Origin of the sequence: Acetobacter lambici (genome assembly GCF_011516885.1) — a bacterium.
GTDB classification, from domain to species: Bacteria; Pseudomonadota; Alphaproteobacteria; order Acetobacterales; family Acetobacteraceae; genus Acetobacter; species Acetobacter lambici.
On the sequence record NZ_WOTD01000002.1, the window covers coordinates 92,384 to 107,112 of the forward strand.

The 14,729-nt window shown below is 60.6% G+C and carries 9 protein-coding genes; 6 read left to right on the plus strand and 3 right to left on the minus strand.

The annotated features are described in order from the left end of the window. Positions 1-4: 4 nt before the first annotated feature. On the plus strand, positions 5-2,671 hold the full coding sequence (mutS, locus tag GOB86_RS02500; protein ID WP_165990804.1) for a DNA mismatch repair protein MutS: 2,667 nt from the start codon (positions 5-7) through the stop codon (positions 2,669-2,671). Positions 2,672-2,717: 46 nt separating this feature from the next. Continuing rightward, positions 2,718-5,669: a [protein-PII] uridylyltransferase gene (locus tag GOB86_RS02505; protein ID WP_165990805.1), complete on the plus strand. Its 2,952-nt coding sequence runs from the start codon at positions 2,718-2,720 to the stop codon at positions 5,667-5,669. On the opposite strand, the gene GOB86_RS02510 is transcribed toward GOB86_RS02505, so the two are convergent. Next, positions 5,661-6,533, minus strand: coding sequence for an NUDIX hydrolase (locus GOB86_RS02510; protein ID WP_165990806.1), 873 nt, complete (start codon positions 6,531-6,533; stop codon positions 5,661-5,663). The two genes, GOB86_RS02505 and GOB86_RS02510, sit on opposite strands and share 9 nt — an antisense overlap. A gap of 182 nt (positions 6,534-6,715) precedes the next feature. Between GOB86_RS02510 and GOB86_RS02515 the strand changes: the two genes are divergently transcribed. The 4 genes from GOB86_RS02515 (at position 6,716) to fusA (ending at position 11,580) form a co-directional block, all read left to right on the plus strand. Next, the gene (locus tag GOB86_RS02515; RefSeq protein WP_194301044.1) at positions 6,716-8,458 is read left to right on the plus strand and encodes an ABCB family ABC transporter ATP-binding protein/permease; all 1,743 of its coding nucleotides are present in this window, start codon (positions 6,716-6,718) and stop codon (positions 8,456-8,458) included. Between the two features lie 65 nt (positions 8,459-8,523). Then, a complete protein-coding gene (locus tag GOB86_RS02520; protein WP_242012439.1) occupies positions 8,524-8,838 on the plus strand; it encodes a hypothetical protein in 315 nt (104 codons plus the stop codon). Between the two features lie 119 nt (positions 8,839-8,957). Further along, positions 8,958-9,263 carry a 50S ribosomal protein L28 gene (rpmB, locus tag GOB86_RS02525; protein WP_025826129.1) on the plus strand — a complete coding sequence of 102 codons (306 nt, stop codon included), beginning with the start codon at positions 8,958-8,960 and terminating at the stop codon, positions 9,261-9,263. Positions 9,264-9,492: 229 nt separating this feature from the next. Continuing rightward, positions 9,493-11,580, plus strand: coding sequence for an elongation factor G (gene fusA / locus GOB86_RS02530; protein ID WP_165990870.1), 2,088 nt, complete (start codon positions 9,493-9,495; stop codon positions 11,578-11,580). Here fusA and GOB86_RS02535 read toward each other — a convergent pair. Beyond that, positions 11,561-11,737, minus strand: a complete 177-nt coding sequence (locus GOB86_RS02535; RefSeq protein WP_165990808.1) for a hypothetical protein — start codon at positions 11,735-11,737, stop codon at positions 11,561-11,563. The two genes, fusA and GOB86_RS02535, sit on opposite strands and share 20 nt — an antisense overlap. Before the next feature lie 192 nt (positions 11,738-11,929). Continuing rightward, positions 11,930-14,728 (minus strand): phosphoenolpyruvate carboxylase, encoded by a 2,799-nt coding sequence (locus tag GOB86_RS02540; protein ID WP_165990809.1) that lies wholly within the window; start codon positions 14,726-14,728, stop codon positions 11,930-11,932. Between the last annotated feature and the right edge of the window lies 1 nt (position 14,729).

Genomic DNA, 14,729 nt, shown 5'->3' on the forward strand with positions numbered 1-14,729 from the left:
AGGCATGACACGTATTTCTCCCGATGGCGCAACACCCGCCATGGCGCAATGGTTTACCCTCAAGGCGGAAAATCCCGAGGCCCTTCTGTTTTTCAGGATGGGGGATTTTTACGAACTGTTCTTTGATGACGCCACGGCCGCCGCTGCCGCACTGGATATTGCCCTGACCGCCCGTGGCAACCATGGGGGCGAACCCATTGCCATGTGTGGCGTACCGGTTGCCGCCGCGCCTGCTTATTTACAACGCCTGATCCGCAGGGGGTTCCGGGTTGCCGTGGCGGAGCAGACCGAGGTGCCACGCAAAGGGCGGCCTGCCAGCAAGGGGCCACTCGCGCGCGCCGTTGTGCGTGTGGTGACCCCCGGTACCCTGACCGAGGATGAACTGCTTGAGCCGGGGCGTTCCAACCTGCTGCTCGCACTGGTCTGCCAGCAGGAAGGGGGGCGTGGCAAACGCAGGAAGGATGCCCCGCCGGAGGGGGCTGACCAGCTTGGGGCTGCGTGGATTGATGTATCCACCGGCCTGTTCGAGACCGCCAGCCTGCCCTCCAGCGGACTGCCTGCTCTGCTGGGCCGTCTGGACCCGGCAGAAATTCTGGCGACTGCTGGCGTGGAACTGGGGGATTACGAGACCCGGCGTGCGCCCGAGGCCACGTTGCCCGCACCCGGTAGTGCAAAGCAGCGTTTGGCCGCAGCCTTTGATGTAGCGAGCATTGAAGCCTTTGGCACGTTCTCGGACGAGGAGAGTATCGCCGCTGCCATGGCGGTGGATTACGTGCGCCGCTCGCAGGCGGGCAGACTGCCCCGGCTGGCGCACCCCATTCCGCAAAGCCAGAATGGGGTGCTGGGTATAGACCCGGCCACCCGCGCCAGTCTGGATATTCTGCGTGCGCGGGATGGTGGGGTGGAGCACACCCTGTTTACCGCCATCAATCGTACGGTCAGTGCCGCAGGCGCGCGCATGCTGGCGGAGTGGCTGGCATCCCCCCTTACGCAGGTGGATGCCATTGCTGCCCGGCAGGAGGGATGGTGGTGGCTCAAGGACCACGCCGCCCGGTGTGCGGCACTGCGCGATGCATTGAAAAAAGCGCCAGATATTGCCCGCGCACTGGGCCGCCTTTCGCTCGGGCGGGGGCTGCCGCGTGATATGGCCGGTATTCGTGACGGGCTGGCCGCCGCACGGGAGGCCGCGCGTATTCTGGCGGGGCAGGAGGGGGCGCAGGCAGCACAACTTCCTACGGTTCTGGCCCACGCCATAGGCTGGCTTGGTGCCGCCCGTGCCCTGGAGGCGGAACTGGGCACGGCGCTGGCGGAGGAACTGCCCGCCCGGCTGGATGATGGTGGCGTGATCGCCGCAGGCTACGACGTGGAACTGGATGAGCACCGGGCATTGCGTGATAATTCACGCCGCCTGATTGCCGCCCTACAGGCGGATTACGCAACCCGCTTTGGGGTTTCCAACCTCAAAATCCGCCACCACGCGCAGCTTGGGTATGTGATGGAAGTCCCCGTGGGGGCCAGTGCGCGGCTCAAGGACAACCCGGACCTTATTCTGCGCCAAGGCACGGCCAGCACCGCGCGTTTTGCCACGGAGGAACTGGCCAGCCTGAACGTGCGTATTACCGAGGCCGCGGACAAAGCCGCCCAGCGCGAAAAACTGGTTTTTGCGGAGTTGACGGCCAAAGTGCTGGCTGAGCGCGAACTGCCCGAATTGGCGCAGGCATTGGCAGTGCTGGACGTGTTGCAGTCCTGCGCATCGCTGGCCACAGGGGGCACGTGGTGCAGACCCGAAGTGAGCGAGGACACCGCGTTTGATCTGCAAGGTTGCCGCCACCCTGTGGTGGAGGCCGCCCTGCCTCCGGGTGCGCGTTTTACGCCCAATGGCTGTGTGCTGGCCCCCCAGCGGCGGGTCATGCTGCTGACCGGCCCAAACATGGCGGGTAAGTCCACCTTTTTGCGGCAGACGGCGCTGGCCGTTATTCTGGCGCAAGGGGGCTTTCCCGTTGCTGCGGATTGCGCGCGCATTGGCATTGTGGACCAGTTGTTCTCCCGCGTTGGCGCGTCGGATGATCTGGCCCGTGGGCGCTCCACCTTTATGGTGGAAATGACCGAAACCGCCGCCATTCTCAATCAGGCCGGGCCGCGCTCGCTTGTTGTGGTGGACGAAATCGGGCGGGGTACGGCAACGCTGGACGGGCTGGCCATCGCATGGTCGGTGCTGGAGGCTCTGCATTCAACGGTGCGCTGTCGTGCAATTTTTGCAACCCACTTCCACGAACTGTCCCGTCTGGTCGATACGTTGCCCCGTTTGTGCCTGCATACCATGGCGGTGCGGGAGTGGCGCGGGCAGATCGTTTTTTTGCACGAAGTGCTTGCAGGATCAGCAAAAAAAAGCTGGGGTGTGCATGTGGCGCGGCTGGCTGGCGTGCCCGTTGGCGTGGTGGAGCGGGCGGGGCGGCTGCTGCGGGAGCTTGAACGTGCTGAAAATACCATACCCGAACCGTTACCGCTTTTTGACACACAGAAGACATTACCCCCACCATACGAAAATACGTTAAAGAAACGATTGATGGAGATTGACCCGGATAGTCTGACCCCAAGGGCCGCGCTGGATATTCTGTACGATCTGCGCAGGCAGGCCGGGCAGGAGACAGACCTGCCCACCCCCGGCTGATCCACCCCATCCCCCGATCGACCTCAGGAGCTGAACCCGTAACCCTATGCCCACCTCTTCCGCACAGGCTGCCGCCGGGCAGCAGACCGACATGTCCGTTCTGGCGACCCTGACGCCAGAAGCCCTTGCCGCGTGCCTGACGCGGGAGTTGAGGGATGCCACACCAGATGATGCGGCCATCCCCCCGCGGGATGAGGCCGTGGCCATTTTCCGGCGGCATCTGGGGCGGTATCAGGCGGATGTTCGCAAACGCTTTGAGCGGTATGAACTCAAGGGAGCAGCAGCGGCCAAAACCCTTGCCACCTTTGCCGATGTTATGCTGCGCGCCATTGTCGATCTGGCCGTGCGGGCCACAACACCGGACGAGCCACCTGCCATGGGGAGCCGTTCAGGCTTTGCGGTTGCCGCAACGGGGGGGTACGGGCGCGGGCTTTTGGCCACGTTCAGCGATATTGACCTGCTGTTCCTGATCGCGCAGGGCGCGGGGGAGCGCGCGCACCCGGTTGTGGAATACGTGCTGTATTTTTTGTGGGATCTTGGGGTCAAGGTTGGTCACGCCACACGCACGATTGATGAATGTATTGCCGAGGCCTCCAAGGACACAACAGTCCGCACGGCTCTGCTGGATGCGCGGTTGCTGGAGGGGGACACGGCACTGTTTGCCATGTTCGAAGCCCGCTACATCCTCTCCTGCGTGGAGGCGGGGGCCGCGGGCTTTATCCATGACAAGCGGCGGGAGCGGCTGGAGCGGCATCGTAAGTTTGGTGACAGCCCCTATCTGGTCGAACCCAACATAAAGGAAGGGCGCGGCGGGCTGCGGGACCTGCAAACCCTGTACTGGATGTGCCGCAACACTTTTGGCACCCGCCATGTGCGCGACCTGCTGGCCCCCGAATTCATATGGATGGGTCTGCTCACGGAGCAGGAAGCTGCCCGTGCGCGCCGGTCATGGGACTTTTTGTGGACCGTGCGCCTGCATCTGCATTACGTGGCCGGACGGGCGGAAGAACGCCTGACGTTTGACATGCAGCCCGTTATTGGCGCGCGCATGGGCTATACCCGCCATGGCCGCCAGAATGGGGTGGAGCGGTTCATGCGCCATTACTTCCTGACCGCGCGGGAAGTCATGCGCCTGACCCATGTGCTCGAACCCGCCGTGCTGCGGCAGGCGCAAGGCCCGGTGGCCAACGCGGCCAAGCCGGACGAGGCCATGCGTGAGGCGGGCTTTACCCTGCTGGATGGGCAGATATTGCCTGACCGTGGTGTGTCCTTTGATCAGGATCCCATTAAAATGATGCAGATTCTGGACTGGGCGCGTATCCGCCGCCGTCCGCTGCATCCGCTGGCCCGCCATCAGCTTATCCGCTGGGAGCGCCGGGCCATTACCCTGCGTGATGACCCCGAGGCTGCGCGTATCTTCCTCGATCTGCTGTGTGGCGATACATCCGAGGACGAGCAGCGCCCGCGCAGGCGGGGTGCAGCCGTTGTGGCCCCACCTCCTGCGGAGGAAAATACGCCTGTCTATTCCGCCGCCTATGGCAGCCACCCGCCATCGGGGCATTCCTACTGGCTGCATATTCTGAACGAGACCGGTATTTTCGGCCGCCTCATTCCCGATTGGGCGCGTATTGTCGGGCAGATGCAGTTCGATACCTACCATGTGTTCACAGTGGATGAGCATACGGTGGAAGCCATTCGCATTCTGGACGAAGTGGCGGCCGGGCGCATGGCGGCCGAAATTCCCATTGCGTATGAACTGATCAAGGGCCTGCATTCGCGCCGTGCCCTGTATATGGCCGTACTGCTGCATGACGTGGCCAAGGGCCGTGGTGGCGACCATTCGGAAATCGGGGCGGAAATTGCCGCCGAACTCTGTCCCCGCCTCGGTATGTCGGGGGAGGAGACGGAAACGGTGTCGTGGCTGGTGCTACACCACCTCCTGCTCAGTCATACCGCCTTCCAGCGTGATATTGACGACCCCAAAACCATTCTGGATGTGGCCGATATTGTGCAGTCGCCCGAGCGGCTGCGCCTTTTGCTGCTGCTGACCATTGTGGATATGCGCGCAGTCAGTTCGCGCGTGTGGAACGCGTGGAAGGCAACACTCCTGCGCGAGCTATATTTGCGCGTGGCGGAAGTTCTGGCCGGTGGCCTGTCCACCACGGAGCGTGACGTGCGCGTGCGCCACGCCAAGGACGTAACAGCCGAAATTCTGGGCGAGGAAGGTGTGCCCCAGCGCGATATCGAGCACTTTCTGGGCTTGGGTTACGCTGGGTACTGGCTGTCGTTCGATTACGAAACACACAGCCGCCATGCCCGCCTGATCCGTGATGCGGATGCGCGTGGCGCTCCTCTTACGGTGGAGGTTCTGCCCCTGCCTGCGCGGGGTGTAACCGAGGTAACCGTTTATACGGTGGACGTGCCGGGCCTGTTCTCCAAGATCGCGGGTGCTCTTGCGCTGGCCGGAGCCTCCATTGTGGATGCGCGCATCCATACCATGACCCACGGCATGGCGCTTGATACCTTCTGGATTCAGGACACATCAGGTCAGGCGTATGAGGAAACACACCGTCTGGCGCGCCTGACATCGCTGATCGAGCAGGGGTTGAGCGGGCAGCTTGATATTGGGGCGGAAATTGCCCGTGCGGGTTTTGGCCACATGCCGCTGCGCATGCGCGCTATTCATGTTCCCCCGCGTGTGGTGGTGGATAATGGCGTGTCCAACACCTACACGGTGATCGAAATTAACGGCCGCGACCGTCCCGGCCTGCTGCATGACGTAACAGCCGCCATGAGCCGGGAGAACCTTCAGATCGCCTCCGCTCACATTACCACCTACGGCGTACGGGCGGTGGACGTGTTCTACGTCAAGGACCTGTTTGGTCTCAAGATTACGGACAAGAAGAGGCTGGAGGAAATCCGCGAACGTCTGCTGGCCGGACTGAAGGAGGCGGAAGCCGAAGCATCCGCCTGCGCCAACGCCCGTTATTCAGCCTAGAACCGCGCTCCGTCCCGGACTGGCGGGGGAAAGCCCCCGGTCCAGCCCGGTGCGCAGGGCCATGCCTTCCGCACTGGTGGGGTCAATCAGCCCGGTGCGCAGGAACAGGTCGATCAGCACCAGATTGACGTTGAACTTGAATGCGTCCGTATCGCGCACAATGCGGTAGGCTTCGGTTAATGGGAGCAGGGTAAAGCTTTCAACCTCACCATCGGCCGCACTGGGTTCAAAGCTTTCGGGCAGGTACAGGTCGTAGCAGTATAAAATATCGCGCCGCAGACCTTCTGCTCGGTCCAGAGCATAGACCAGCCTGCCAGACTGCACGGCCTGCTCCGCCAGAACTGCGGGTATGCTGGCCTCTTCAGCAGCTTCCTTCACCAGTGCTTCACGCGGGGTGTGGCCTGCGGGCATGCCACCTGCCACCAGATGATCAAGTTTGGAGGGGTCCAGCCTTTTGTTGGCCGCCCGCCGTCCGGTCCACAGGTGCAGCCCGTCCGCCTTGCGCACCAGTCCGTTCATATGCACGCCTGTTGCCACAAACCCGAACAGGGGCAGGGCACCGCGGTCTATGCGGCCCACAACGGGCTGGTCCATATCCGGGTAGACGTCGAACAGTTCATGGTGGGATTTGTAAAATCCTTCTTGCGCCAGTTCTTCTCCCAAGGCTTCAAGCCCGGAGGGGTGGGGGATGTTAAAACCTTTGTCTGGTGTGCCAAATCCGGCTTTTTCCATGCGGGTGAACAACGCGGGCGCGAGCCAGCCTGAAGGGGTGCCGCCAAGGGCAAGGGGGGCGCGTGCTCCCGGAAGAATGACCGTGTTGCAGTCTGTCAGGTGCCGGAGGAACGGGCTTGCATTGGAAGGCATAAGGGCAAAGGTCCTGTTCTTGCTGTGCCAAAACACGAACGCTGTTATCGGGGCATAAAACGGGCATGGCAAGGTGGCGGGGGGTTGCAAAAACTGCCTGACGTGCCACATCCGGGGGCATGTCCCCCCGTAGAGCAGTGTCTGGCCCACTCAATAGGCCGGTTTCTTATACTTTTACCCGTTTGTTGCCTTACCTTTGGCCGCAGGAGAACAAGGCATTACGCTGGCGCGTTCTGTTGGTGCTGCTGGTTCTTGTGGCCGGAGAGCTGGCCACGCTGGCTGTGCCCATTGTGTATAGCAAGGTGGTAGACAGGTTTGTGCACCCTAGCAGCATGGCCATGGCGCCTGCATTGCTAATTGTCAGCTACGGGCTGGTGCGCCTTGTGTCTGGCGCGCTGACCAACCTGCGGGATTCCCTGTTTGCTCCCATACGCTTCCGTGTGGCGCGGCAGGCGGCCTATCGCAGTTTTGCGCATATGCACAGGCTGTCCCTGCGCTTCCATCTGGACAGGCGCACAGGCGGGGTTACACGGGCCATAGAGCGGGGAACCGAGGCGGTGGAGACCCTGCTGCGGATGCTGATGTCCCTCTCCCCCACCATTTTGCAGGCGTTGCTGGTCATGGGGGTTATCTGGCGGCTGTTCAATTGGACCTATGTTGCCGTGATCGCGCTTATGATCATGACCTACATTGTGTTCACGGTCCGCTTTACGTCATGGCGGCTGGGTATTCGCCGCCGTATGAACGATACAAATAGCGAGGCATCGGGCCGGGCACTGGACAGCCTGCTTAATTACGAAACCGTGAAATATTTTGGCAACGAGCAGCACGAGGCCAACCGCTACGACAACGCACAGGCCCGTTACGAAAAAGCCGCCATGAAAACCCAGTACTCGCTGGGGCTGCTTAACTTTGGTCAGGCCGCCATTATCGCCATCTCGCTGGCTGCCATCATGCTGCTTGGTGGGCATGACGTGGAGGCAGGGCATATTACGGTGGGGGACTTTGTTATGGTCAACACCTACCTGCTCCAGCTTTATGGTCCGTTGAACTTTCTGGGCTCCGTATATTCAGGCATTCGCACGGCACTGGTTGATCTCGAACACATGCTCAGCTTGACGGAGGAGGATGTGGAGGTGGCCGATCCTGCGGCCCCGCTCCCCATTGCCACGCGTCTGGCGGGATCAGCCCCCGCGCGGGTGGCTTTTGAGGATGTGCATTTTGGGTATCGACCCGAGCGCGAAATCCTGCATGGGATCAGTTTTGCTGTGCAGCCCGGGCACAAGGTTGCCATTGTCGGCAGCACGGGGGCGGGCAAGTCCACCATAAGCCGCCTTCTGTTCCGGTTTTACGATACGTGGTCGGGGTCCGTTATGGTGGATGGGCATGACGTGCGCCATTACCGTCAGGCGGACCTGAGAGCAGCCATAGGCGTTGTGCCGCAGGATACCGTGCTGTTCAACGACAGCATAGGCTACAACATCGCCTACGGGCGGCTGGGGGCTACTCCCGCGCAGGTGGAGGAGGCGGCCCGTCTGGCCCAGATCCATGATTTTATCATGACCCTGCCCGAAGGGTATGAAACACAGGTGGGCGAACGGGGGCTGAAGCTCTCCGGTGGGGAAAAGCAGCGTGTGGCCATAGCCCGCACGATTTTAAAAGACCCACGCGTTCTTGTGCTTGACGAGGCCACGAGTGCGTTGGACACACATACGGAAAAAGAAATTCAGGCAGCCCTTAAAACTGTCTCGGCCAACCGGACTACCCTTGTGATCGCGCACCGGCTTTCCACCATTGTGGATGCGGACGAAATTCTGGTCATGGGGCGCGGGCTGGTTGTGGAGCGTGGCACGCATGCACAACTGCTGGCGGCACAGGGCCATTACGCGGCCATGTGGGCTGCGCAGGCCACGGGGGAGGGCTGACCCAACAGGTCGTTGCCATCGCGCCGAATCCGGCAGATGCTGCAAAAAACGTAAGGAGTAAAAACATGGCGGATACTCACGCACACGCCACAACGGAGCCAGAAAATACAGCCAGCGCCGAACCGCGCATGGATGTGCCCGAAGACCTAGCCCGCTGCGCTATGGTGATCGAACACGCCATTGACCATTTGCGGAACGAAAAGTTTCCGCCACTGGCCGTGGCCTCGGCATTGCTGGGCGGATCGCTGGGTGTGATGGCCCGCAGCATGGACAAGGAGACCATTCTGCGTATCCTTGACTCCGCCGCGCAAAGCGTGCGTTTGGGCGATGTTCATGCCTCCGTCATGGCCGATGGTGGCAGTGAAAGCGACAAAGCCTGAGCTTCAACCCTTGACTGGAGGCGATGGCTCAGTCATAAGCCGCGCCAATCCTGAATGTGGTCGCCGGGCATTTGTCTCGGCCCTCTAGTTCCTTTTTTGTTTAAGACAAGGATGAGACAATGTCCCGTCGTTGCCAGATCACCGGCAAAGGCGTGCTGACCGGAAATAACGTCAGTCATGCCAACAACAAGTCCCGTCGTCGTTTTCTGCCCAACCTGCAGGAAGCGTCCCTGACGTCCGAAATCCTCGGTTCCGCCGTCCGTATGCGTGTTAGCACGCGCGGTCTGCGCACCATTGAGCACAATGGTGGCCTGGATTCCTTCCTGCTGAGTACGCCTAACCGCAAGCTCCCCACGGAAGCACAGGTTATCAAGCGCCGCGTTCTGCGCGTGCAGGCCAAGAAGCAGGCCGCCGCTGGCGCCTGATTCAGGGCTTTTGTCTATCCGTGGGAACCGGGGTCTGCCACATTAGGTGACAGAACCCGGTTTCTGCGGTTCAGGCGTCTGCCACTCCTTGTCAGGCGCTTTTGTCTATCGGCCGGTGTCCGGCAGCCGGCTTCCTGAAAAAATATTTTCAGGTGGCACCATACGGCGTTCGGCGGCCACAGGCGCGAGGGTTCTCCTGTCGCGCCTTACCTGTTTTCTGGAGGTTTTCGTGTCCGCCACAACTGATCTGTCCAAGATCCGTAATATCGGTATCACCGCGCACATTGATGCTGGTAAGACAACCACGACCGAACGTATTCTGTACTACACCGGCGTGTCCCATAAGATTGGTGAAGTGCACGAAGGCAACACCACCACGGACTACATGGCGCAAGAACGTGAGCGTGGTATTACCATCACCTCCGCCGCCGTGACCTGTGACTGGAAAGATCACCGGATCAACATCATCGACACCCCCGGACACATCGACTTCAACATCGAAGTGAACCGTTCGCTGCGCGTGCTCGATGGTGCTGTGTTCATCATCGAAGGTGTTGCCGGTGTTCAGCCGCAGTCCGAAACCAACTGGCGTCTGGCTGACCGCTACAACGTTCCGCGCATCATCTTCATCAACAAGCTCGATCGTACTGGCGCTGACTTCTACCGTGCATTCGACACGTTGAAGGAAAAGCTGGACATCGTCGCTATCCCCCTTCAGCTGCCCATCGGCGCGGAAGACCAGTTCCTCGGCGTTGTCGATCTGGTGGAAATGAAGGCCATCGTCTGGGAAGGCGGTGAACTGGGTGCGAAGTTCCATGACGAAGAAATCCCGGCTGACCTGAAGGAAAAAGCTGCGGAAGCACGTCAGGAACTGCTGGACACCGCCCTGGCTGTTGATGAAAAAGCCATGGAAGAATACTTCGAAAATGGCGACGTTTCCGTTGAAACCCTGAAGCGCTGCATCAAAAAAGGTGCGATCTCGGGCGAATTCCGTCCGGTTCTGTGCGGCACGGCGTTCAAGAACAAGGGCGTGCAGCCCCTGCTCGACGGGATCATTGACTACCTGCCCGCTCCTAACGACGTTGAAGGCATTCGTTGCGCCCCGCCCGAAGGTGAGGACGAAGACGAAGCATCCCAGCCCATTCTGCCGGTTGACCCCAATGGCAAGTTCGCTGGTCTTGCGTTCAAGATCATCAACGACAAGTACGGCACGCTGACCTTCGTGCGCGTCTACCGTGGCGTTCTCAAGACCGGTGATACCGTTCTGAACACCACCAAGGGCCACAAGGAACGTATTGGCCGCATCTATCAGATGCACGCTGACAAGCGCGTAGAACTGAGCGAAGTGCATGCTGGTGATATTGCCGCGTTCGTGGGTCTGAAAGACTCCCAGACGGGTGACACGCTGGCCGACGCTTCTGATCCGGTTGTTCTGGAACGTATGTCCTTCCCGGTTCCGGTTATCGACATTTCTGTTGAGCCAAAAACCAAGGACGCAGTGGAAAAGATGACACTGGCCCTGCAGAAGCTGGCTGGTGAAGATCCCTCCCTGCAGCTGAAGACGGATCAGGAAACAGGCCAGACCATTCTGTCCGGCATGGGCGAACTGCATCTGGACATCATCATCGACCGTCTGCGTCGTGAATATGGTGTGGAAGCCAACGTGGGCGCACCGCAGGTTGCCTACCGCGAAACCATCTCCAAGCCGCACACGGAAACCTATACCCACAAGAAGCAGTCTGGTGGTTCGGGTCAGTTCGCAGAAGTGAAGATATCCTTCGAGCCGGTTGAACGGAACGAAGGTATCTCGTTCGAGAACAAGGTTGTCGGTGGCACCGTGCCCAAGGAATACATTCCTGCGGTTGAAAAAGGGATCCGCATGCAGTCCTCCACGGGCGTGCTGGCTGGCTTCCCCACGGTTGACTTCAAGTTCACCCTGCTTGACGGTAAGTACCATGACGTTGACTCGTCCGCTCTGGCGTTCGAAATCGCGGCAAAGGCCTGCTTCCGTGACGGTATGAAGAACGCTGGTCCGGTTATTCTGGAACCGATCATGGACGTGGAAGTGACCACCCCGAACGATCACGTTGGTGACGTTGTGGGCGATCTTAACCGCCGCCGTGGTATGATCCAGAGCCAGGAAACCTCGGGCTCCACAGTTATGGTGCGTGCTCATGTGCCGCTGAAGGAAATGTTTGGTTACATTTCCCACCTGCGTTCCATGACCAAGGGCCGTGCGTCCTTCACCATGCAGTTCCACCACTATGATCCGGTGCCGCGCAACGTGGCAGACGAAATCATGGCGCAGTCCCGCTAAGTTTTTCCTCCTTCGGGTTGAAAAAAGCATCAAGGCCGCTTCCCTTCGGGGAGGCGGCTTTTTTGTTGCGTGGTGTGCCAGATTGTGGTGCGCAAGCCAGAGCCAGAGCCAGAGCCAGAGCCAGAGCCAGAGCCAGAGCCAGCAGTCTGGCTGGCATGGCGTATTTAATTTTGAGTTGGGAAGTCAGGCCAAGAACAGGGAGGAGCGCAAGTAGGGCTTGCCCCCGTGTCCTGTGCGTTACGCTCTGACAGATATGCCCGCTCAGCTAGAAGATGGTGCGGGCCTTAGCCTTGGTTTGCGTCAGGTCTGGCGGCAAACAGGGGGGTGTTTGCCGCCTTTGGTTGGGGTGTTAACCAAACTCGCCAATATCGTGCATCAGCGCCACACTGATTTCGCGCAGGAGTTCGAACATCTGGCCCATGGGGGTAAAGATGTCGCGGTGTTCGCGCACGTAAATCCCTTCTTCGCGCGGGCCGCGAGGTTCGTGGAAATCCAGATCGGATGGTCCCGTGCCCGTGGGGAAGATGAACTTCATTTCCTTCAGGACGGTTGGAATATCCAGACACAGGATATGCTGCATCATCATCTCGTGGTTGAAGCCGCCACGGGGCATGAAGAAGGGAATGCGGCAGGCCAGCAGCCAGATGCGTTCGATCAGCATGATCCGTATGGCGTGCAGCAGGCGTATGCGCGGCTCGGTGCGGGGGGCATGCTGCCATGCCTCGCGCAGGGCAAGGTGGTCGGCCTGAATGCGGCGGAACATGGTGTGCAGTTCCGCTGACAGGTTAAGTCCTTCCAGCCCGCTCATAAGGGCCAGAAATGCCTTTTGCCGCTGGGGAGAGGTTTCCTCCGTTGCCCGGTCCAGCCAGAAGCCGGGGTCCAGCATGCACACAACGCTTTTGAGCACCTTGTCGTCCGAGCAGGTCAGAGCGTGGCGCGCAAAGTCGAGCGCGCGATGGAAGCGCGGGCTGGAGGTGTTGAGTGTCTCAAATGTTTCGGGGTGGCGCTGGGCGGCGGCCCCCAGACCTTGCAGGGTGTTGGCGCACCAGCCAAGCTGCTGAAGAATGGCGTTGTTGGGTATGGCCCGCAACTGGCTCGGGTGCGTGATCCGGCTACGTGTTGCAGCCTCCGCACTCTGGCGTGCAGGTGGGCGTGAGCCGGTGCGGTCAATCAGCGATGGGCCAAATGCCCCCAGCAGGGCTGCGTAGCCGGGGTCGGCTACAAGCCCTTTCATGTTGTCGATCACGCTGGAGAAGAAGTCGGCCGAAAAATCCGGGTGGTCGTAAATCGGGTCGCTTTTCTGCTGGTTGCTGAGGAACAGGTTTTCCGCAATGGTAGCCATGGTGGCGGTGGCCAGTTCGGGGCTACCGAACAGCAGGTAACCGTCCCCTCCCTGAAAAGCGGTTTCCTCACGGCAATGGATATTGGAGCCTTCAAAACGTTTCCGCACATGGGCGGGGGAGAGGTAGTCCAGCCGGTCAGCCATGCGGAACGGGTGCGCCCCACGGCCTATGCTCTCGCCGTGCGTGTCAAAGAACACGACTTCAACATCGCTCAGGTCCCAGCGTACCAGCAGGTCATGAATATGCAGGCGCAGGCGTTCGATCTGGTAGGAGGCTGCAAGCTGGCCGATATAACGCCCCGAATCCGAATAGCCGAACTGGAAGCATATCCGCCCGACGCGCCGCACGTAGTCGCGCCATGTGGGGGAGCGGAGCGCTTCCTCCACAATATGTTCACCGTTGACCAGGGCATCTTCTGTTTCAAACAGCGGCGAAATTTCAATGCGGTCGGCAACGCCAAAATAGGTCGCAATCCATAGTGCCGTCAGCAGGGTGTAACCTGTTTCGGTCTCGGCAATCAGGAATCTTACGGGGGTGTCGGAATCCACGTATTTGACAATCTGGGCGATTGTCATCATCAGCCGCCCGGCGGACGAGGGGTCGCTGAGCAGTGCGCCAAAGTCCACCGGCACGGGGGTTACGCTTTCCAGCGCGTCGTTTACGCGGTTGAGCAGGGCGCGGCGTTGGGCGGGGTTGGTCGGGTCGTCCAGCAGGTTCAGCTTCTGGCGCACAAAGTTGTGGATCTGGCTGGCGTTGAGCCGCACATGCGTGTGGGCCAGCCCAAGGCCGTGCGCCATAAACCCGGCACGTGCCACAGCCAGCGGCAGTTGGGCGGACGGGGGGGCTGCCTCTATGGCGGCCTGCAACAGGGCGTTCAGGTCGGAGGCGGCCGTGAGTGCTGTGGTGCGGCCATTCACCAGTAGTTCCGCAAAGCGGGCCACGGCCTGACCGTCCGTAGCACCATTGGGCACGGCGGTAATCTGGGCCTTCACGCAGTCTATGGCTTTTTGCAGCGTTTCGCTCAGTTCGGGGGCGAGAACGCCTTCATGCGCAATCTGGCATTCCAGCCGCATAAGCTGGAACAGCTTCATGCGCAGGCGCAGGCGCAATGTGTCCCACCAGCCGATGTCGGTCCGGCCGTCCGTATCGTACCCGACCCAGCTTGTGGCGACGATGGGGCAGGGGGAGAGTGTGCTCCATGCATCGGGCCATGTGTTTTTTGCGGTGGCAAGGAGTGCGGTGTTCAACTGGTCTATGGCGTCGCGCGCACGGGTAATGGCTTGTGCGGCCAGCGTGAACTCTTCTTCCAGCGTTGGGTGAACACTGCGGCGGTGCGAAGCAAAAAAAGGTGCTGTTTCAGGCGGAATGTCGAGAGAGGCGCTCTGGGCCAGCGCCTCATAAACCGGGTTGCTCAGAGCAAAGGTCGGGTGGGCCGTAAATACGGCGGCAAAACGGATGGAGGAGACAAGCTGGCTGTAGGCCGCGAATGTGGGGGACGGCAGATTTGCGCAGAGCTGCTCGGCAACATGGCGCAGTTTGTCCTGTGCGGTGTCCAGTGCTGCACCGCCCACGTAGCGGTGCAGGCGGCGCGAGCGGCTTAAAAAAGCCTGATCACGCAGGGTGCGTACCAGTTGGGTCACATCCTCAAACGTGATGGCTCCGCTTTCCAGCGCATCACTCAGCCGCAGGGCCGTGCCCATAACGGGGTTGGTGCCTTCCGCCGGGGTGCCGGTGGAGGACATGTTGGCAATGGAGGCGAGCACGCTCCCGATGCGAGGGGGAAGGGAAGAAAAGTCCGTGTTCATG